Genomic DNA, 19,057 nt, shown 5'->3' with positions numbered 1-19,057 from the left:
GTTGACCAGTAGGTCGAGGATCCATACCAACCACGGAATCCCACCTTCGATCGGCAACTCCCACATCGTCGACACCCCCTGCTCGCATCCACTATCCGGACGTCGCCATTGTGCACGACTGCGCGACATCCGCCCGCCGGAGCGCTCACAACCCGACTCGAACCGGCGTGTCGACGCACGCGAGCAGTTCGGCGCTCAGCCGGCGGCAGCCCCGAACCACTGGGGCAACTGACTGAGCAGCTCCTGCGGATCATCGCCTGCCCACGCCACGTGGCCGTCCGGCCGCAGCAGCACGGCAGGCACGTCGAGTTCTTCGCTGACATCGACGACGTGGTCGACCCGGTCGGCCCAGCCGGCCACCGAGAGCCGGCCCGTCTGGTCGAGCAGGAGTCCGCGGCCGCCGTGCATGAGCGCGTAGAGGCGCCCCCGCTTCAGCTGAATGTCCCGCAACCGCCGCCCGAGCAGTGGGTGCCCCTCGCCGAAGTCGTAGCGAACCCCGATCGCGGTGATCTTCTCGGTCAGGTACCGGTTCACGTCATCGATGTCCATCAGTTCCGACAGCAGCCGGCGCACGGCCCGCGGACCAGGCTCAGTGGACATCAGTTCCGACTGCACGCGGGTGTTGTTCAGCACGTCGGCGGCCAGCGGGTGCCGTTCGGTGTGGTAGCTGTCCAGCAGCCCCTGCGGGGCCCAGCCGCCCACCTCGGCGGCCAGTTTCCAACCCAGATTGAACGCGTCCTGGACGCCGAGGTTGAGGCCCTGCCCTCCCAGCGGCGGGTGGACGTGCGCCGCGTCGCCGGCCAGCAGCACCCGGCCGACCCGATAGCGTTCAGCCAGCCGGGTGGCATCACCGAAGCGGGACAGCCACCGCGGTGAATGCACACCGAAGTCGGTGCCGGCGAACACGCGGAGCTGTTGCTTGAATTCCGCGAGGGTCGGTGGGACCGACCGGTCTTCGGCCACCCCCTCGGCGGGCACGACGACGCGGTACACCCCGTCCCCGGTGGGACCGGCGCCGAAATTCTTGTGGGTCTTGCGAACCTCGGCGACCACGGCGTCCAGTGTCTCCGGCGAAGCGGTCACCTCCATTTCGCCCAGCAGCGACTCGACCCTCGTAGGCTCGCCGGGGAAGCCGACCCCGAGCAGCTTGCGCACCGTGCTGCGGCCGCCGTCGCAGCCGACGAGGTAGCGCGAGCGCAGCTGCGTACCGTCGGCCAGCTCGATGGTCACCCCGTGATTGTCCTGGCTCAGCCCGACCAGTTCGCTGCCGCGGCGGATCGGCGTGCCGAGTTCCGTGGCGTGCTCGGTCAGCAGGCGTTCGGTGACGGGCTGCGGGATGCCCAGGACATACGGATGTGCGGTGTCGAGCCGGTCGGGCTGCGGCTTGGTGATGCCGGCGAAGAAACCGCCGAGCGGATACTGCTTGCCGTGCGCGAGAAACCGTTCCAGCAGACCGCGCTGATCCATCACCTCGATGCTGCGCACGTGCAGGCCGAGCGACCGAACATGCCTGGTCGGCTCCCCCTCCTTCTCCAGCACGAGCGCGTGCACGCCGTGCAGACGCAACTCGCAGGCCAGCATCAACCCGGTCGGTCCACCCCCGGCAATGATGACGTCGAACATGACACTCCCCCATTTCGCCACAGTGGTTTCGAACCCGGCCGCTCCGCTCGCGCACACGAGAGCGCACCACGCGATTTCCGCAGGTTGCGGCTTCGATCGGAGATTCTGCAGCACTACCCGGGTCTTGCAGCAAGACCCCTTGTGCGTTATATGTTGGAAGTGGCAAGGAGTGAACTACTCCTTGCCACTTCTCATGTGTGCAGCCGGCGAGATCCGACCACCGGAGTACCGGCCGATCGGCAAACGGAATTTCGACATGACCAGGCCCGCAACTGTTCAGAAGATCGACACCCTCGCAGACGTCCGGCGACAAGGGCGACATGCTCATCCTCGCCGTGCTGGCCAGGGACCGGGCCGTCGCACCTGCCAGCCGAACCTCATGGCGATGGTGTTCGAGTTGCCGGGCGTCCTCGGCGGCGGGGTCACGGGCTCACCCGCACTCGACGGACACGGCAAGACGCTGGGCTACCACCTGCTGAGCCGCGAAATCTGACCGGCTACGCGGGATTTCGGTTCCGAGAGGCCGCCAGGACGGCGGCGAGCGCCCGCCGATCGAGCTTGCCGCGCGGTGTGCGCGGCAAGCTGTCGACCGCGAGTACCTGAACCGGCATGCTCGGGCTCGGCAACGTGGCGCGCAGATGCCGCCAGATGTCGCTGGAACTCGGCCCGTCGCCGTCGACCACGATCGCGGCGGCCGGTGCCTCACCCATCCGGCTGTCCGGTACTCCGATGCACGCAGCCTCCGTGATCCCGGGGAGCGCGGTCAACGCCGCCTCGATGGCCGCGGGTTCCACATTGAGCCCCGCCCGGATCACCGTGTCGCTGTCCCGGCCGAACAACTGCAGGCTGTTGCCCGCCACCCTGCCTCGGTCCCCCACCGTCATCCACCCGTCGGCGGGGCCGTTCACCACGCCGTCCTCAGTGAGGTAACCGTCGAACAGCATGTCGCTGCGCACGTGAACGAGGCCCTCGCGAATTTCGGCGTCGACGCCGTCGAACAGCTCGCCTGCCGCATGCTCGTCGGCGGCGCCGAGACCCCGGTCGAAGGATACGAAGCTCAGTTCGGAGGCGCCGTAGAAGTGCACGAGCGACGCGTTGGGCAGCACCTCCTGCAATGCCTGACGCCCGGTGCGCGGCCACCGGGCCGCCGAGGACAGCACCTCCCGGACGCTGCCGACCGGACCGACCCCCGCCCGCACCACATCCCACGCGATGGTGGGTACCGAATACAGATGTGTCGCCGCGTCGCGCAGCGAGTGCGTGACCGGGCGCAGATCCACCGTCGCCCCGCGAGTGAGGCCGTGCAGCGCGCCGTACAGGAAATGGGTGTGGTCGAGAACTCCGGGCACCGCCACACGATCCCGGCGACCGATGTCGAAGGTCGCGTCGGAGCGGTCGAGGGTGGTGGCCCACGATCGCTGGTTGCGCACGAACAGCTTCGGCTCACCGGTGGTGCCGGACGTGATGCCGACCAGCAGTTCGGTGTCGGGACGCGCCAGGTCCGCGGCGCCGTCGGATTCGAGGCTCTCCGCCGTCTCGACGGTCCCGTCGAATCCCAGTCTCCGCAACCTGGCGTGCTGGTGCGACGCGGCCACCACGGCACCGGGTTTCGCGAGCTCGAGCACCCGCGTCAGCTGCGCGGGCAGGAGGTGTCGGTGCAGCAGCACGACGCTGACTCCCGCGTGCATCGCCGCCGTCACCGCGACCAGCGACCCCACATCCGACGTCGGCAGCACGGCAACCCGGTTCATGCCGTCGAGCCCGGCGGCGGTGCGCGTGACCCGCGACCAGAACCGGCCGTACTCGACGGTTTCGCGTGCGGACACGACCGCTGTCGTCTCCGGGTTCTCGGCGGCCCGTCGAGCGACACACTCGGCGAGCAGCTCAGTCATCGTCAACTCCCCGTGCGACGAGGGCGTCGCCCATCGCATCCGCAGTCCGGAGTGCACGCACCAGAACCGGTGTGGCCAGCGCCGTCATCGACCATTGCAACCCGCGTGCCTTCCGTGCCTGCGCCACTTCCTGCACGATCCCCGTCAGCAGCGGGATACACCGGATCGCCAACGCGAGCAGGAGCCCGATCCGGTCCGGGTCGACCCCGAACCTCCGCAACGGCCCGAGTGCACGCGACACCGTGTCGAGCATGTCGGTGACCCGGGTGGTGAGCGTGACCAACGCGGCGAGCGCCACCGAGATCAGCAGCACTCCGCACACGACGACCGCCCGCGCGGGCGACGTGATCAGCACCTGAAAGATGGCGATGATCCCCAACATCCACACCACCGGACGCAACTGCGCCACGGCGACCCGCCACGGAATGGAGGCCACCGCGAACAGCAAACCCACCACCAGGACGACGACGCCGACCTCGAGCGGGGTGCGCACGAACACGGTGGCCGTGACGATCGACGCGATCAACAGCAGCAGTTTCAGCCCGGCGGGCATCCTGTGCAGGAGCGAGTCGCCCGGGCGGTACAGGCCGATCATTCGACCAACTGCCGGTACGCGGGAACGGCGTCGTCCGGGCTGCCGTCGAACGCGACGAGACCGTCGTCGATGACGATGACCCGTTCGAAACTCTCCAGCAGCGCCAGTTGGTGGGTCACAACGATCACCTGCTGGTCCATCGAATCGAGTGCTTCGGAGACGACGCGCGCGTTCCGCAGATCCAGCAGCGTCGTCGGCTCGTCGGCGATGACCACCTCGGGCCTGCGGATGAGGACGGCGCCGATGGCGAGCAGCTGCTTCTGACCCCCGGACAGCAGGTGCGCGGGGTGGTCGGCGTGCTGGTCGAGCCGGAACCGCACCAGGATCTCCTCGACGCGGCCGGCGATCTCCTGTTTGCTCAGACCGGAGCGGCGCAGCGAGAACGCCAGATCCTCGGACACCGTGGGCATGACGATCTGAGTGTCGGGGTCGGTGAACACGAACCCGACCTTGCGTCGCACCTGCGCGCCCTTTCTGGCGGCGTCGACACCGTCGACCGTGACGGTGCCGGAGGTGGGCTTCAGCAACCCGTTGATCATGCGCGCCAGCGTCGACTTGCCGGAACCGTTGGAACCGATGATGCCGACCCGGCGCTCGGAGAACCGCAGGTCGACGCCGCGTAGCACCGGGCGGTCCCCGAAGGCGTGGGTCACCGAATCGAAGACGATCTCACTCACGACACACGCTCCACGAGCATCGCGATGCCCTGTCCGCCGCCGATGGCGCAGGCCGCGAGCCCGAGCGCGGGTCCGCCCTCGCGCAGCATCTGACTGGCCAAGCGCACCAACAAGATCGCACCCGACGCGCCCCACGGATGTCCCATGGCGATGGCGCCGCCTTGAGGGCAGATCACCGACTCGTCCAGGCCGAGCTCGTCCGACACCGCCAGCACCACCGACGCGAAGGCCTCGGTGATCTCGACGACGCCCAGATCCGCCACGTCGTATCCGGTTCTCTTCAGGAGTTTGCGGATCGCGGGAACCGGTCCGAGTCCGGGCAGCGCCGGGTCCGATCCCGCGACGGCGGATCCGAGGATTCGCAGGGCAGGCAATCCGGCGGCCAGAGACTCGGTCGTCACCGCCAGCACGGCGGCGCCGTCCGAGATGCCGCAGGAGTTGCCCGCCGTGGCCGTCCCGTCGGCACCGAAACTGGGGCGCAGCCGCGCGAGCCTGGCCTCGGTCATGCCTGCGCGAATGCGCTGGTCCCGCACGATGTCACCGATCGGCACGATTTCCGACGAGAAGTCGGCGGCGGCCGCGAGCGTGTGCGACCGCGCCGCGTACGCGTCCTGCCGTTCACGGCTGATGCCGCGAATCCGCGCGAGATCGTCGGCAGCGACGCCCATGTCGGGGTCGGGAAAGTCTTGCGGCGCAAAGGGAGCACGGGTGTAGCGCACCGGATCGGCGCCCGACACCGGCGGCCAGAACCGCCACGGCGCCGTGCTCGCCGATTCGACGCCTCCCGCCAGGACCAGCTCGTCGGCGCCGCTGCGCACACGGAGCGCGGCCTGCATCACCGCGTCGAGGCCGGAACCGCACTGCCGGTCGACGGTCACACCGGGAACTTCCACACCCATCCCCGCCTGCAGCGCCGCGACCCGCGCAGGATCACCGCCCGGCCCGAGGCAGTTGCCGAGGACGACGTCGTCGACCTCGGCATCGATGCCCGACTCCCGTAGCGACGTCAGAACCTCACGCAGCACGGGCGCGGCAAGATCAGTGGTGGTCAGATCGGCGAACCCGTGCCCGGCATTGCCGATCGGCGTCCGACGCGGCGCGACCAGAACAGGGACAGAGCTCATGCCAGCAAGTCTCTCACTCGACCTCGGGCGACCTTGCCGCTGGCGGTCCGAGGCATCGACTCGATCGGCACCCAACGGCGGGGCAGCGCTTCCTTCGTCAGCGTGCGGCGCGCGCGGGAACGGATCTCCCCGATCTCCGCGGTGCCGTCGAGTTCCACCACGGCGGTGACGGTCTCGCCGAGCACCGAATGCGGCGATCCGACGACGGCGGCCGCGGCGACACCGTCGATCGTCTCGAGGATGCGCTCGACATCCTCGGCGACCACCGTGGTGCCGCCGACGTTCATCGCGGATTCGCCCCGGCCGCGCACAGTCAGCTCACCGTTGTCGCCGAGTTCGGCCAGGTCACCGACGCCGAACCACTCCGGGACTCCGATCACGCTGTACGGCGACCGGACATACAGCAGACCGTCGCGAATGTCGGCGTCGACGCCGTCCAGCAGCCGGAGCGGTTCAGGCACCCGACGCGCCGCAACAAGGGACAGTTCCGCGGCGCCGTAGTACTCGACGATGTCGATGCCGTCCGCCACCGCGCGGGCGCCGTCGTCCAGGGCGGTGCCGGCGACGATCGCCGTGCGGAGTTTCGGCGCCTTCCGGACCACGTCCCGCAGGACGGCGGGGACGGCGTGCACCACCGTCGCCCGGGACGGGTCGTCGGTGACGCACGCACCTCGCCAGAGTGCGTGCACTGCGCCGAACAGGTGCATCGTGGCGTGCAACGGGCCGGTGATCAGCACATGGTCGGTCGCGTTGACGCCGGTGATCGCGGTGAATGCCGGGAAGCTGTCGACCCAGGATGCCGCGGTGCGCGCGAGCGGACGCGGCCTGCCGGTGGAGCCGGACGTCGCGACCAGCAGAAAAGCGGACGGTGGAATCACCGAGCGGTCCGGACGCGCCGTGGGGTCCTCGACGATGACTGCCGTCCCCTGCCGCGCCGCGGCGCACACGCAGATCAGCGCATCCGGGACCGGGAGCGTCGACGCGTCATAGGCAGGCGTACCCGGGCCGTGCTCGAGGATCCATCGGTCGATGGCCCGGTCGAGTTCGGCGTAGGTATAGGTGCGGTCTTCGAAGTCGAGAGCTGGCTGATCGCCGGAGCCGCCGAGCTCGAAACTCACGTACGGATGAGGCCGGGGTACGCGCGATGCACGCTCTTGGCGACCACGGTCGCGACGACGACCTTGAGCAGGTCACCGGGGATGAACGCGAAGTTGGTGGTGATCGCGGCACCAACACCCAGATCGGTGCGGAGCAGGAGTCCGATGGTGCCGAAGACGTAGATGACGACGATCCCACCGAGGGCGTTGACCAGAAGGCCGAGCGCGATCGGATACTTCGGGAGGATCCGGGCGGTGAGCAGGCCGATGACCAGCGTCGCGGGAATCCAGCCGACGAGGTATCCGGCGCTGGGGCCCGCGAGTGCGGTCAGTCCGGTGCGCCCACCGGACAGCAGGGGCAGACCGATCAGGGTCAGTGCGATGAAGACCGCGACGGCGGCTGTGCCCTTGCGCGCGCCGAGCACCGCGCCTGCGAGGATGACACCGAGTGTCTGCAGTGTGATCGGCACTCCGCTGAAGCCGACCGTGATGGCGCCGGGGAGTCCCAGCGCCGCGATCAACGCGGCGAACACCGCGATCTGCGCCATGTCGCGCGCTGAAATACCGAGCCTCGACACCCGAGCACTCCCGACATCCGTCATGACGACTCCTCCAGCTGAACTTGAACGACGTTCAAGGTAGCAGGTCGACGCGGGCAACGGTGCGGCCGGCTCCCCGACCCGATGCGGCGCACGCCCGGCGCATGCGTCGTCCACTGACGGAACCCCTTGACCGGTGACGTCGCCGTCTACGTGTGCCCGCCTTCCCAGAGGACCGTCATCACAGACATGCGGCGCTGCCGCCTACCGCTTGGCGTAATCGGCGACGCCGGTCCAGTCGATGAACACGCAGGGCTCATCGCCGAGAATCCACGCGTCGTGACCTGGCGGGCAGACCATGAGATCACCGGGGCCGAACTCCATGTCCTCGCCGTCGTCCATGACGATCTTCATGCGACCCGAGATGACATAACCCATGTGAGCCGCTTGACAGCTGTCTGTCTTTGCTATCGGTTTGACGTGCTTGGACCACTGCCAGCCGGGCTGGAAGGTGGCCCTACCCACAGCGCCGGAAGGGACGTTGACGAGTTCGAGTTTGCCCTTGTCATCCTCGAAGGGGCGGGTTTCCTCGGGTGAATCGAGACTCTTACGGATGAGACCGGACATCATTGTCCTCCCACGTCGTTGTGGCGGCACCCGCGATGCGGCGGACCTTCGCCCTGGCAAACGCAGGGAACCACAGGTAAAGCGGATTCCTGGCACTTTCAATTCTGAGCGGCGATCCGGGTTCACCGCAATATCGAGCGACCGCATCCGCCCGGATCAGCCCTCTCGCCTACGCCGAGCGGGTGTCAGGGGGTCGACGGTACCGAAGTCTCGGCATCCGGTTCGCTCTCGTCGGTGGGAGTGGGTTCCGGTGTTTCCGGTGCTGCGGTCGGATCGGGTTCGGGCTGTTGCGTGGTCGGATCGGGGGTGACCGGCGGCTCTGGATGCGGCGCCGACTTCGGGCCGAACGATGATTCAGGCGCTGGCGATCTCGACGGTGCCGTCGCCGTGGTGCTGGTCGTGCTGTCGGAGTCAGGGTGGTGGGTATCTGCAGAGGCAGGAAGGGCGGTGGGCACTACCGCGACCGGTGCGCGGACGATGATCGGGACGACCGCCGCGAATGCATCCTCCGGCAGCACGGATTCCTCCACTGCGGCAGGAGGGGTTGGTGCGTCGCGCGTCATGCGCCGGGGCGGCACGTGCGGTCGTGCGCTCTGCTCGACCAACCGTACGCCGAGACCGGGTGCACCACTGGTCGCGGAGGTGATGACCGGATGCGGTTCCGATCCCCGGGGCAACAACGGCATAGCGAGCACGACGGCAGCTGCGACCGAGGCGATCGCTACCCGCCGGGGCCACGGGTTCCGGGGGCTCGTCGCTGCGGGAACATCGTCCATGGACGACGCCGCTGCCAGAGCGGCCGCCCCCCGAGCGGCCATGCTGCCAGGCTCCGGGCAGGAGAGGATCGGCCTACCTAACTGCGAAAGTGACTGCATCACTGTGGAATCGGCGGCTGACTCGCCGGACACGACGATGACGTCGAGGTCGTCGCAGGTCGCTTCGGCTATGGATAGACAGTCGGCGACGAGTTCCAGGGTCGGAATGCGGTCATTGGTGACGGGTGATGTCGCGCAACGCTCATCGAAGCGCAGCGGACGCCCGACGATGGGGTCGGACCTCCACGCCGTGCCGATCGCCACGACGGTGAGGTCCAGGCTGCCGGCGTCGACGTTGCAGACAAGGGCGAGACCGTCACCGAGTGGGCCGCGTTCGAACTCGAGGCACGCAACGGCGGCGACGGGTTCGGCGACCAGTCCCACTCGGCCCAGCCCGGCACGGTCCAACGCTGTTCGAAGCGTGTTCCCGGCGCCTCGGGGGTGCGCCGCCGCGGTGGTGAGCACAATGGGGACGTCCTCCGGCGGATTCGCCTCAGCCACGAGGCAGTAGGCGGCGGCGGCAATCAAATCCTGCCCCGTGTAGCGGTAGCCGTCTCCCGCAACGCGCACCTCACCGGGGCGGTGCGCGAACTCCGCTACCACCCCCTCGCCGCCAGGATCGTCACCCAGTCGCACCGTCGACTGGGTACCGAACGTCAAGGTGGAGCGACGCGACACCGTCGACGTGCCGTCCTCGCTCATGCTCACTGCGATGGCCCGTGCAGTCCCGATGCTCAGTCCGAGGCCTCGTGTCATGGTCCCGCCCATTCAGTCCGCAGGGCGCAGGCGGCCGAAGATACCGTCATGCTCGTCCTGCGGTCCGGTTTGCCAGAGGTCGCAAGCAGCATCGCTGCGAGGTAACGACTTTGGTGTCCGGAATGCGTCGCCACGTCCGCTGAGCGCGCCGGAGTGCAGGCGGTCGCCGAGGCTGGCGCCGCGCCGGGTGGTGCGGCGCAGGCCGTTTCTGCAGAAGGAGGACGTGGTCATCGAGTGGTGCCTTCCTTCACATGGGACTGAGCAGTAGAAGAACTGAGTGGTAGCTAGGGAATCAGTGCTGGGCATTCCAGAAACCGATCCAGACGGCGCCCCACCAGCAGACCTGCGAAATCGTCGCGGTTGCCGCGCCCCACACGGTCAGCTGCGAAGGTAGGTGCGGGGCGGTGCTGTGCGCAATGCGGCGACTCAGAATCAGCGCCTGCAGGCCGTTGACGGTCAGCACCAACACCAGGACCACTTTTGTCTGGGTGAGCGCAGAGTTCAGGTTCGGTTCGAGGAACGCTCCGCTGCCGATGAGACCGGCGAGACCGACCCAGATCGGCAGGTGCAGTCGTTCCGCGCCCCGGATGGCTTCGGCGAGTGTGGACCGGCCTGAAATCCACACCAGCACCAGATAGTCGGCGATCAGGACCCCGCCGAACCCGAGCACGAGCGATGCGAGGTGCACGAACAACGCCGCAGTGTGTAGGACGGGGTCGACCTCGATATGCGTCGAGACCCACACCGCCGCGGCTACCACCGCCGACGCGACTACCGCGGCTGCGCCCACGATCGCCCACGAATCGTGCAGTACGAGCGGTTTCTCCGGCTCGCCCGGCGGAATCGGCAGCAGGCGCTTGCGTGCGCGCGGGGGCACTCCGTGCATCGGTCCCCACGAGACCGTGTCGGTGCGGAGCCGTCTGGGGGCGATCGGGGTGACCGGTGAGATCACGGTGGGTGACCCGGCCTCGTCGGCCGGGTCGGAAGAGGTGGGGTACATCGGGATCCGGTTCTGGTGAGAAGTGACGCAACAACGCCCGCACATCGCTGGGTGCGGTTGTTGGCGCTCGCTGCCCCGGACGCCAATCCGTGATGGGAAGGTCTGTCAGGAGATTCCTGTCAGACCTCGCAAAGCTCGGGCGTTGCAGTGGCAAAGACGATCAGACTGCGTTCGAAAGGGCCCGGTCGCAGGTGTAGTAGCGCCGCCTTCGGAGAAACGGTATTCCGATGTGGCCACGCGACTCCTTCCAACCAGTTCACAGGTGTAGCTAAGGCTGCCCTTGTTGTGGGAGGTAAGTAGAAATCTTCGGCTCGCCGAAGTCAATCAGTTGTGGCACCAGTCACACCAGTCATGATGTGCAGTGCGACGTGCCGAATAGCGTCAATCCGTCGGATTCCGACGGCTGTCGGCGTGATGCGCCAGAAGTTTCATCCCACGATCAGCAGCATCCCGACGGCCGCGACCACGAGGACAGAGCCAGTGATGCAGACCGCAAATGCCCGTACCGCGACTCGGTGCCAGTCCCGAACACGGTCGACCGCCTCGATCGTCAGCAGCGGGGGCTTCGAGCGTGAGGTCGCAGCCTCGACCCCGTCCGGCCCGTGCCTGCGTCGAGATATCGCATCCGCGGTGACCGCGGCAGCAAGAGACACAGCGACCACGAACAGCGTGGCCTCGAGGACCGCGATCACCCAAAACATGTTCATACCGAACTCGACCTTCCTCGTATTCGGGCGCCCGTCACAGTCGGCGATTTCGCAGCCAATCGGTCGGCGCACCATTTTTGCGGGTCGTTCCGTTTACGTGAGATATCGCTCGAGCAATGGAGTACCCGTAACCGTCGACGCGGGGCCTGAGGCCGACGGTCGACGACTTTGGGTTGCTTCGATAAAATGGTCAGTTGCCCAAATCCATTCCGCTCTTGCACCCCATTGATTTGGGCGTTTGTTCAGTACGCGGCTATTCCAATCCTCGGGCTACGCGCGCAATGTCTGGTCCACACGAGTTTCGGCGCCCAGGGACTCCAGGGCGCCGAAACGCTCGGGTACGCTCGATGTCCCTGGTCAGCCCACGCCGATGTCGATCCCGAGCGCGATGCTCAGGAACTTGAGGAACGCGTCGATAGCCACACTGAAGTCGATTCCTGCAGAACCCATATCGGGATCGGGTCACCTCTTTCTGTTGAACTTTTTTCTGTGGATCCCCAACCTATTGCGTCTATCGCCATCAGCAGTCCCGGACGTTTCACCTTTCGGCGAATACATTCGAAGTAATTTCTTGAACACTCACCCAAATTTACTGGACGTCCGACTAGCTGAGGGTGCGCAATACGCGGTATCGGAAGACAGTGAATATGTGTTTAATCTCGTGTTTACAGGGAAATTCGAGAATGTCATGAGCGCGTGGGAACGGCCCGAGTTGGAAACCTGGGGTCGTTGCTCGCTCGCCCCAGAGTCGGGAATGTGCGAGACGAGGTGGGCACGATGAAGAAGATGGCAGTGCGGACGGCTGTTGCGTCGGCCGTGATCGCTCCGGCGATGGTATTCGGGGCGGGTACCGCTACGGCGGTACCGACCCTCGGTGTGGGCGCGGCCGGTGAAGTGACGGTGTCAGTGCCGGCCGGGGAGAGTTGGACCTGTTTCGGGTTCGACTCTGCCTTCAATTTCAAGACCGGTGCGTTCGGGGTGGGAAAAGGGACGCTCAGCGGTTTCGCGAAAGGCAATGCCACCGTGTTCTGCTTCGGTAATGCGGCGCCGTTCTTCTTCACCGGGAGCGTGATGGTCACGTAACCCAGATCGCACTGCACCGCACGTAGATGGCCGGGGCTTGGTAATCCCGGCCATCAACGAGATGGGTCCGGGCCAGCACCGACGAGGCAGTCTGCTCGATATCTCCCCCTTGCGTGTGCCTCTCGTCGAGGTGTCGTGACCACGAGGTTCCTCGAGTAGGGTGCAGATACTGGTCATCATCACCCCGCCCAGTTGATGTCACGACGGTGCGAGGTCGCACAGGAGGCCGTCATGATCGAGGTTGAGGACAGCATCGTTATCGCGCGTCCGATCGGCGAAGTGTTCACCTTTGTAGCGGACCCAGACCAACGCTCCCCGATGGCAAGAGGGACTGTTGGAGGTCCGCCGAGTTACAGAAGGACCGCCGGGGGTGGGTACCAAGCATGTTGTTGTCCGCAAATTCATGGGGCGGAAGCTCGAGCTGACGAACGAGTACGTCCACTATGAACCGAACACGAAGGTCACCTTCACTGGGGCTTCGGGACCGAGTCGTTTCGAGGCGGAGTATCTGGTCGAGGCAACTGCCGAGGGGACCCGATTGACGTGTCACATGCAGATGGAGCAGAAAGGCCTCTTCAAATTCGGTGACCCGCTGGTCGCGGCCAGCCTCCGCCGAGAATTCGCCGCGAACCTCCAGAAGCCCAGGGTCCTTCTCGAAACCACAGCAGATTAGCGCGCGAATGCCCGGACCCGCACGACAGCCGGATGATGCCCGCACCGATCATGCTGGGCACACCCTCGAAGATGACCGCGACCCAGAGGAATTGCGACCAGGAGGAGTCGACTGTCATGGCAGGAGTATGCACCCAGGCGACGCCGCTGATGATGGGGTCGTGGGCCCAGCGACGTAATGAAGCACCGGAAACGGATTCGTTTCCGATTCCGAGTCTCAGCGACCTGGATTCGGTGAACATGCCCGCTATGCGTTTGGCAAAATCGAATCACTAAGGAAGAGAGGGGCGTACGGCCGGATTGCTCAGCTCGGCTCGTCAGCTGAGCGGTGGTGAACGATGACAGCCGAAAGCGCCCGTGTCCGGCCCGGGTGTCGAGGACATCGACCAAAGGCTGTCGCGGTCGCGCTCAGTTGATCAACGAGCCGACTGAGCCGGTGGATTTACCTGCGGCGGCGTTCCGTAGAACCCGTAAGTGGTCCGGTACGTGGTACCGAGCAGCTTGTTTGATGCGTCGTACACCTTGCAGGATTCTTCCCGGTTGTTGCCGACCTTCTTAGTAGTGTGAACGCCGAGCACCGCCCCACTGGCATATGCCCCGGGATGGGCGACGCATGTTTCCTGGAATGTTGCTGCCTGGGCGGCGGGCGGCGGAAAGGCTGCGGCGAGTTGGTCTGCGTCGTACGGGCGGCGTCGGCGACCACGAAGGATTTCCCACAGTTTGTCGACGAAGCGTGATGTCGACATGCCGAAGTGGTGGAATGTCTCGTCGGCGGGGGCTCCACCGTATGGCGCCCAAATTCGGGCGAAGCGGAGGATCTCTTCAACCTCCCGATCGAGCGGTGGTGGTGGCGCTGAGCTGATCGGCCATCGACGATGGCGATTGTCGGCCACCGTGTCGTGGGGCTGGTGGGGGGATGGGTGTGGTCGGGGGTATGGGTTCACTGCGGTTCCTTCCTGGTCCGGTCCCGGGCTGTCCCTGCCCGACACCGTTCTTCGGTGGTGTGGTCGCGTCACCGCCCTATCGGTGTGTGCGCAGCCAGACGGCGGTGTCCGGTGGCAGATAGCCGACATCGGTCAGGTCGGCGGAGGCGAGCAGGACGGTGGTGTCCGGATCGATTGCAAGCGGTTGTCGAGACAGGTTCACGACGCACCGAAACGACGGCCCGCGGTCGAAGGCGAGGACATCGGTGGGCATCGGTCGCCAGGCGAAGCAGTCGCCGCGTAGGGCGGGCAGGGTGCGTCGGAAGTGAAGTGCGGTGCGGTAGAGGGTGAGCATCGAGTCGGGGTCGTTGGATTCGGCGGCCACGGTCTTCGATTTCCAGATGTCGGGCTGCGGAAGCCACGGTTGGGTCCCGCTGTTGCTGAATCCGAAGGGTGGGAGGTCACCGTCCCACGGCAGCGGGACCCGGCATCCGTCGCGGCCGCGGATGGTGTGCCCGGAGCGTTCCCAGGTGGGGTCCTGCAGCAGCTCTTCGGGGAGATCAGTTACTTCCTCGAGGCCGAGTTCTTCGCCCTGGTAGAGGTAGGCGCCGCCGGGCAGGGAGAGCGTGAGAAGTGCTGCGGCGCGGGCGCGTCGGGTGCCGAGAACGAGGTCGGAGTCGGTGCCGGCGATCAGGGTCATGGGCAAGGTGCTGGTGTCGGCGCGTCCGAATCGGGTGAGGTGGCGGGTCTCGTCGTGGCTCGACAGCACCCAGGTGGCGGGCGCGCCGACCTCGCGGAGCGCGTTGCGGCTGCGGTCGATGGCCTCGCGCAGCGCTGCCGGGTTCCAGCCTGCTCGGGGAAAGTCGAAGTTGAAGGCGGTGTGCAGTTCGTCCGGGCGCACGTAGCGGGCGAGGCGCTCGGGGCTGCGGACGATCGCTTCGGCGACAAACATGCGGTCGGGCCCGTAGGTGTCGGCGATGATGCGGAATTCGCGCAGGATGCTGTGAAGTTCGTCGACGTCCCAGTGTGGGTTGTCGACCCAAGTGCTGGATTCGAATCGGGCTCCGGGCGGGTGGCCCGCGTCCGGGAGTCCGGGGACCTTGGCCATCGCCGATACGGCGTCGATGCGCATGCCGTCGACTCCGCGGTCGAACCAGAACCGCAGGATGTCGGTGAATTCGGAGCGGACCTCAGGGTTGGTCCAGTCGAGGTCGGGTTGTTCGGGTGCGAACAGGTGCAGGTACCACTGGCCAGGTTGTCCGTCGGGTCTGGTGGTGCGGGTCCATGCCGGTCCGCCGAAGGCGCTGATCCAGTCGTTCGGAGGAAGTTCGCCCTCGTTGCCGCGCCCGTCGCGGAAGAAGTACCGGGCGCGCTCTCGGGAATAGGGAGCGGTGTGCAGGGCGTCCTGGAACCAGGGGTGCATGTCGGAAGTGTGGTTGGCGGGAAGGTCGATGATGACGCGGAGTCCGGCGGCGTGGGCGGCGGCTACCAGGGTGTCGGCGTCGTCGAGGGTGCCGAAGAGCGGGTCGATGTCGCGGAAGTCGGCGATGTCGTAGCCGCCGTCCGCCATCGGCGATCGGTACCAGGGGGTGATCCATACGGCGTCGATGCCGAGGTCGACGAGATAGGGCAAGCGGTCCTGGAGGCCTTTGATGTCTCCGATCCCGTCTCCGTTGGCGTCGGCGAAGCTGCGCAGGTACACCTGGTAGATGACGGCGTCGTGCCACCACTGACGTGCTGTGGGCATGGTTTCCCCTGAAGGTGTTGGTGGGAGTGGGCGTTCGAAATCCGGAGGTGGTCAGCCCTTCACGGCGCCGGCGATCATCGCCTTGACGAAGTGGCGCTGAAACAGCAGGAACACCACGACAGTTGGCGCCATGATCAGTAGCGATCCAGCGTTGAGGAGGACGACGTCGGTGGAGTATTGGCCGACGAAATTCTGCAGTGCGCCCGCCATGGTGCGTTTGCTGGGGTCGTCGATGAGGACGATGGCCTGGAGGAAGGTGTTCCAGGTCCACAGGAACAGCAGTAGGCACAGTGAGGCCAGCGCCGGGACGGCGAGCGGAATTTGGATGTGCCGGAAGGCCTGCCAGGGGCCCGCCCCGTCGAGGTCTGCGGCCTCGGTGAGCTCTTTCGGCATCGACAGGAAATGGGCACGCATCCAGAAGACGGCGAACGGCATGAACGTGCCGATCAGCACCAGGATGAGTCCGAGTCGGGTATTGAGCAGGTTCATCTCGCGCAGCTGGTAGTAGAGGGGAACGATCGTTGCTTCCTTCGGGAGGGTCAACCCGAGCAGCAGGAGCAGAAAGACGACGGTGCCGCCGGGGATCTTCAGCTGGCCGAGCGCGTAACCGGCCATGGCGGCGAACAGAGCTGCGACCGGGACCACGCCGGCGACGAGGATGATGCTCGAGACCAGAAGGGGGGTCACCTCGGCGACGCGCCAGGCGTCGAGGAAGTTGTGCCATTGCGGGTTCGCCGGCCACGACAGCCCGAGTGGGACGGTGCCCTGGGGCTGCAGTGCCGCCGTCAGCATGCTGAGCAACGGCAGGATCGAGAAGAACATGGTGCCGAACAGCAGGACGAGTCCGGGTATGCGTTCACGAACGGAGGTTTTCATGATCATTTCTCTCTGAAGAATCGCTGGATCGGCAGGATCACCAGCAGAATCAGTCCGGTAAGGACGACGGCGAGTGCACTGGCGAGGCCGACCCGGGATTCGGTGAAACCGAGTTGGTAGACGAGGACACCGGGAACGGTGGTCGCGTAGCCGGGTCCGCCCTGGGTGGACATGAACACGATGTCGAAGCTGGCGAGAGCGGCGATGATGGTGACGGTGACGCAGACGCCGATTTCGGCGCGGAGGGCGGGAACAGTCACGTATCGGAAGGTGCTGAAGAAGCCGGCGCCGTCGATTCGGGCGGCTTCGTAGATCGAGATGTCGATTTTGCCGATGCCCGCCATGAGCAGGATGGTGCAGAAGCCGAGTCCCAGCCAGGTGCCGATGATCCCGACGGCGGGCAGTGCCCAGTCGAAGTCGCCGAGCCAGGAGCGGGTGAGTCCGCCCAGACCGACGGCGGAGAGCAGTTGGTTCACGGTGCCGTTGCTCGAGAACATCCACACCCAGGCAACGGCCGCGGCCGCGCCGGGGATGATCTGCGGCAGGAAAAGCATGGTGCGGGTGAGGGTTCCGAGGCCGCGGATGCGGATTTCCTGGAGCAGAGCGGCGACGAGAAGGCCGCCGATCACCGGGAGGACTGTGAAGAATGCGATGAGGAAGAACGCGTGCCCGATCGAGGACAGCAGTTGCGGGTCGGTGAGTACGCGGCGGTAGTTGCCCAGCCCTACCCAGCTGCCGACAGATATCCCATCCCAGTTGTAGAGGGAGTACCAGATGGTGGTCAGCAGCGGACGGAGCACGAAGACGGTGTACACCGCCGCGGCGGGCAGAACGAACAGCCATCCGGTCAGTGCCCGTTTGGCGTGGGAGCTCCGCCTTGCCCGGGTCGCTGCCCGGTGCGGGAACGCCCCGGCAGGGGCTGCCTGGGGGGTATGTGCTGTGGAGGTCATCTCAGGAGGTCCTGCTCGTAGGCGGATTGGACGGCGGCCATCATCTCGTCGGGCGTGGTTCGTCCGGCGACGAGCATCTGGACCTGCGGTAACCAGGTGCCAGACATGCCGTTGGTGGCGTTCTGGACGAACTGCACCTGCCCGCCGGAGGCGACCAACCTGCTGAAGGCCACCTGGATCTGGGAACCCAGCGAGCCGGGTGCGGTGGCCGGGACCTCGCCGGTGCCGGACGGGGCGAAGCCGGCGTCGACCGCGACCTGCCGGCCGGCGTCGGAGCGCAGGAAGTTCAGGAAGGCCGCTGCAGCATTCTTGTCGTCCGACCCAGCGGGAATCGCGAAGTTCGACACCGGGTCGGACATGGCAAGGACTGGTGCCCCGGCAGGCGCGGGTGGGAGGGTGAAGCCAACGTTCTCGCCCATCTTCGTCTGCAGGGTCGCGGCATCCCAGTTCCCGGAGACGTAGAACAGTGCTTCACCGGCGGCGAACCGTCCGGCGGCGGTGGTGGCGTCGGTGCCGTTGGTGTCGCTGGGGAAGTAGCCCTTCGCCGCCCAATCGGCCACGACCGCAGCCGCGTCGACCCCGGCGGGGGTGTCGAGGGTAGCGCCGGGAGCGTTGAAGACCCAGTCGATGATCGTGTCCTGGCCGAGGGCGCTGTTCAACATCATCTGCACCAGGAATGTGACCTGCGCGCTCTTGTTGCCGGCCATCACAGGGATCAGTCCGGCAGTCTTCGCCGACGCCAGAGCCTGCTCGAATTGCTCGACGGTGGTCGGCGGTGAGGTCATTCCGATGCGGGTCGCGAGGTCCTTGTTGTAGTAGAGCCCCGTCAGGGTGAACCCGCTGGCCATCGTGTACTGCGGGCCGGTGCCGCGCACACCGTTCGCACCGACGCGGTACATGGCCATCTGCTCCTCCGGAAGCTCGTTCCAGCCGTAGGCGTCGGCCCACGAATCGAGTTCGGTGAGCTGGTGGTTGGCCACCGCGGCGGGGAGCGCGATGATCCGCGCGATGTCCGGCGGATTCTCCGACGCGAGCACCCGCGGGGCGTTGACGGCCTGAACCTCGTCTGGGTCGTAGCGCGCCGTGATGGTCACGTTCGGATGGCGTGCGGTGAACGCCGCGATCATCGCCTCATCGATCTTTTTCAAGCCTGCCCCGTCGTACAAGGTCAACTCGATCGGGTCGGTGCCGAGATCGATATTCACCGGTATCGGGTCGGTCGGTGCGGTCACGGTGTTGCCGCTGCCCGGCGGCGCGCACGCCACCACAGTCGGCAGCATCGCGGCGCCCGCGAGGGCGGCGAACCTGCGCGCCCACCCGGGCCGGGTCGAGTGGTGTGAGTCCATAACTCCTC

The 19,057-nt window shown here is 66.5% G+C and carries 20 protein-coding genes; 3 read left to right on the top strand and 17 right to left on the bottom strand.

All coding sequences use genetic code 11. The features are described 5' to 3' along the window. Positions 1–195: 195 nt before the first annotated feature. Positions 196–1,623, bottom strand: coding sequence for a rifampin monooxygenase (gene rox / locus HYG77_RS31305; protein WP_208961534.1), 1,428 nt, complete (start codon positions 1,621–1,623; stop codon positions 196–198). A gap of 256 nt (positions 1,624–1,879) precedes the next feature. Here rox and HYG77_RS31300 point away from each other — a divergent pair, with 256 nt between their 5' ends. Next, complete coding sequence (locus HYG77_RS31300) at positions 1,880–2,116, top strand: hypothetical protein (protein ID WP_208961533.1); 237 nt, start codon at positions 1,880–1,882, stop codon at positions 2,114–2,116. A gap of 4 nt (positions 2,117–2,120) precedes the next feature. Here HYG77_RS31300 and HYG77_RS31295 read toward each other — a convergent pair whose 3' ends face one another. From HYG77_RS31295 to HYG77_RS31245, 11 genes are all read right to left on the bottom strand, one after another. After that, the gene (locus HYG77_RS31295; protein ID WP_208961532.1) at positions 2,121–3,515 is read right to left on the bottom strand and encodes an AMP-binding protein; all 1,395 of its coding nucleotides are present in this window, start codon (positions 3,513–3,515) and stop codon (positions 2,121–2,123) included. Then, the gene (locus HYG77_RS31290) at positions 3,508–4,110 is read right to left on the bottom strand and encodes an energy-coupling factor transporter transmembrane protein EcfT (protein ID WP_208961531.1); all 603 of its coding nucleotides are present in this window, start codon (positions 4,108–4,110) and stop codon (positions 3,508–3,510) included. Before HYG77_RS31290 ends, HYG77_RS31295 begins: the two co-directional genes overlap by 8 nt. Beyond that, positions 4,107–4,787: an ABC transporter ATP-binding protein gene (locus tag HYG77_RS31285; protein ID WP_208961530.1), complete on the bottom strand. Its 681-nt coding sequence runs from the start codon at positions 4,785–4,787 to the stop codon at positions 4,107–4,109. The genes HYG77_RS31290 and HYG77_RS31285 overlap by 4 nt, the downstream gene beginning before the upstream one ends. Further along, positions 4,784–5,911, bottom strand: coding sequence for a thiolase family protein (locus HYG77_RS31280; RefSeq protein ID WP_208961529.1), 1,128 nt, complete (start codon positions 5,909–5,911; stop codon positions 4,784–4,786). The genes HYG77_RS31285 and HYG77_RS31280 overlap by 4 nt, the downstream gene beginning before the upstream one ends. Next, complete coding sequence (locus HYG77_RS31275) at positions 5,908–7,029, bottom strand: AMP-binding protein (protein WP_208961528.1); 1,122 nt, start codon at positions 7,027–7,029, stop codon at positions 5,908–5,910. The genes HYG77_RS31280 and HYG77_RS31275 overlap by 4 nt, the downstream gene beginning before the upstream one ends. Next, positions 7,026–7,610: a biotin transporter BioY gene (locus HYG77_RS31270; protein ID WP_204164935.1), complete on the bottom strand. Its 585-nt coding sequence runs from the start codon at positions 7,608–7,610 to the stop codon at positions 7,026–7,028. Before HYG77_RS31270 ends, HYG77_RS31275 begins: the two co-directional genes overlap by 4 nt. 201 nt (positions 7,611–7,811) lie before the next feature. Continuing rightward, on the bottom strand, positions 7,812–8,174 hold the full coding sequence (locus tag HYG77_RS31265; RefSeq protein ID WP_109335112.1) for a cupin domain-containing protein: 363 nt from the start codon (positions 8,172–8,174) through the stop codon (positions 7,812–7,814). Positions 8,175–8,359: 185 nt separating this feature from the next. Then, entirely contained in the window at positions 8,360–9,745 is a 1,386-nt protein-coding gene (locus tag HYG77_RS31260; protein ID WP_208961527.1) for a hypothetical protein, read from the bottom strand. 12 nt (positions 9,746–9,757) lie between these two features. Further along, a complete protein-coding gene (locus HYG77_RS31255; RefSeq protein ID WP_109330123.1) occupies positions 9,758–9,976 on the bottom strand; it encodes a hypothetical protein in 219 nt (72 codons plus the stop codon). A gap of 61 nt (positions 9,977–10,037) precedes the next feature. Continuing rightward, positions 10,038–10,745 (bottom strand): hypothetical protein, encoded by a 708-nt coding sequence (locus tag HYG77_RS31250; protein ID WP_208961526.1) that lies wholly within the window; start codon positions 10,743–10,745, stop codon positions 10,038–10,040. Between the two features lie 428 nt (positions 10,746–11,173). Continuing rightward, on the bottom strand, positions 11,174–11,452 hold the full coding sequence (locus HYG77_RS31245; protein ID WP_109335113.1) for a hypothetical protein: 279 nt from the start codon (positions 11,450–11,452) through the stop codon (positions 11,174–11,176). A 777-nt stretch (positions 11,453–12,229) separates the two neighbouring features. On the opposite strand from HYG77_RS31245, the gene HYG77_RS31240 reads away from it, so the two are divergent. Continuing rightward, complete coding sequence (locus HYG77_RS31240; RefSeq protein ID WP_208961525.1) at positions 12,230–12,535, top strand: hypothetical protein; 306 nt, start codon at positions 12,230–12,232, stop codon at positions 12,533–12,535. Between the two features lie 334 nt (positions 12,536–12,869). After that, positions 12,870–13,208, top strand: a complete 339-nt coding sequence (locus HYG77_RS31235) for an SRPBCC family protein (protein ID WP_244373355.1) — start codon at positions 12,870–12,872, stop codon at positions 13,206–13,208. A gap of 415 nt (positions 13,209–13,623) precedes the next feature. Here the strand turns inward: HYG77_RS31235 and HYG77_RS31230 are convergent, their stop codons facing one another. The 5 genes from HYG77_RS31230 to HYG77_RS31210 all read right to left on the bottom strand — a co-directional run bounded on the left by HYG77_RS31230 (position 13,624) and on the right by HYG77_RS31210 (position 19,049). Continuing rightward, positions 13,624–13,953 (bottom strand): hypothetical protein, encoded by a 330-nt coding sequence (locus HYG77_RS31230; RefSeq protein ID WP_208961524.1) that lies wholly within the window; start codon positions 13,951–13,953, stop codon positions 13,624–13,626. Between the two features lie 274 nt (positions 13,954–14,227). Continuing rightward, positions 14,228–15,877: a glycoside hydrolase family 13 protein gene (locus HYG77_RS31225; RefSeq protein ID WP_208961523.1), complete on the bottom strand. Its 1,650-nt coding sequence runs from the start codon at positions 15,875–15,877 to the stop codon at positions 14,228–14,230. A gap of 51 nt (positions 15,878–15,928) precedes the next feature. After that, positions 15,929–16,753 carry a carbohydrate ABC transporter permease gene (locus HYG77_RS31220; RefSeq protein WP_208961522.1) on the bottom strand — a complete coding sequence of 275 codons (825 nt, stop codon included), beginning with the start codon at positions 16,751–16,753 and terminating at the stop codon, positions 15,929–15,931. Between the two features lie 2 nt (positions 16,754–16,755). Beyond that, complete coding sequence (locus HYG77_RS31215; protein WP_208961521.1) at positions 16,756–17,703, bottom strand: sugar ABC transporter permease; 948 nt, start codon at positions 17,701–17,703, stop codon at positions 16,756–16,758. Continuing rightward, positions 17,700–19,049 (bottom strand): extracellular solute-binding protein, encoded by a 1,350-nt coding sequence (locus tag HYG77_RS31210; protein WP_208961520.1) that lies wholly within the window; start codon positions 19,047–19,049, stop codon positions 17,700–17,702. Before HYG77_RS31210 ends, HYG77_RS31215 begins: the two co-directional genes overlap by 4 nt. Positions 19,050–19,057: the final 8 nt, after the last annotated feature.

Source organism: Rhodococcus sp. ZPP (assembly GCF_017656075.1).
In the GTDB taxonomy this organism is placed as follows: domain Bacteria; phylum Actinomycetota; class Actinomycetes; order Mycobacteriales; family Mycobacteriaceae; genus Rhodococcus_F; species Rhodococcus_F oxybenzonivorans.
This window is presented reverse-complemented; position numbering and strand designations above follow the sequence as displayed.

Bases quoted from the DNA above. Each gene is read 5' to 3' on its own strand.
- rox (WP_208961534.1), bottom strand. From the start codon at position 1,623: ATGTTCGACGTCATCATTGCCGGGGGTGGACCGACCGGGTTGATGCTG.
- HYG77_RS31300 (WP_208961533.1), top strand. From the start codon at position 1,880: ATGACCAGGCCCGCAACTGTTCAGAAGATCGACACCCTCGCAGACGTC.
- HYG77_RS31295 (WP_208961532.1), bottom strand. From the start codon at position 3,515: ATGACTGAGCTGCTCGCCGAGTGTGTCGCTCGACGGGCCGCCGAGAAC.
- HYG77_RS31290 (WP_208961531.1), bottom strand. From the start codon at position 4,110: ATGATCGGCCTGTACCGCCCGGGCGACTCGCTCCTGCACAGGATGCCC.
- HYG77_RS31280 (WP_208961529.1), bottom strand. From the start codon at position 5,911: ATGAGCTCTGTCCCTGTTCTGGTCGCGCCGCGTCGGACGCCGATCGGC.
- HYG77_RS31270 (WP_204164935.1), bottom strand. From the start codon at position 7,610: ATGACGGATGTCGGGAGTGCTCGGGTGTCGAGGCTCGGTATTTCAGCG.
- HYG77_RS31265 (WP_109335112.1), bottom strand. From the start codon at position 8,174: ATGTCCGGTCTCATCCGTAAGAGTCTCGATTCACCCGAGGAAACCCGC.
- HYG77_RS31260 (WP_208961527.1), bottom strand. From the start codon at position 9,745: ATGACACGAGGCCTCGGACTGAGCATCGGGACTGCACGGGCCATCGCA.
- HYG77_RS31255 (WP_109330123.1), bottom strand. From the start codon at position 9,976: ATGACCACGTCCTCCTTCTGCAGAAACGGCCTGCGCCGCACCACCCGG.
- HYG77_RS31250 (WP_208961526.1), bottom strand. From the start codon at position 10,745: ATGTACCCCACCTCTTCCGACCCGGCCGACGAGGCCGGGTCACCCACC.
- HYG77_RS31245 (WP_109335113.1), bottom strand. From the start codon at position 11,452: ATGAACATGTTTTGGGTGATCGCGGTCCTCGAGGCCACGCTGTTCGTG.
- HYG77_RS31240 (WP_208961525.1), top strand. From the start codon at position 12,230: ATGAAGAAGATGGCAGTGCGGACGGCTGTTGCGTCGGCCGTGATCGCT.
- HYG77_RS31230 (WP_208961524.1), bottom strand. From the start codon at position 13,953: ATGTCGACATCACGCTTCGTCGACAAACTGTGGGAAATCCTTCGTGGT.
- HYG77_RS31225 (WP_208961523.1), bottom strand. From the start codon at position 15,877: ATGCCCACAGCACGTCAGTGGTGGCACGACGCCGTCATCTACCAGGTG.
- HYG77_RS31220 (WP_208961522.1), bottom strand. From the start codon at position 16,753: ATGAAAACCTCCGTTCGTGAACGCATACCCGGACTCGTCCTGCTGTTC.
- HYG77_RS31215 (WP_208961521.1), bottom strand. From the start codon at position 17,703: ATGACCTCCACAGCACATACCCCCCAGGCAGCCCCTGCCGGGGCGTTC.
- HYG77_RS31210 (WP_208961520.1), bottom strand. From the start codon at position 19,049: ATGGACTCACACCACTCGACCCGGCCCGGGTGGGCGCGCAGGTTCGCC.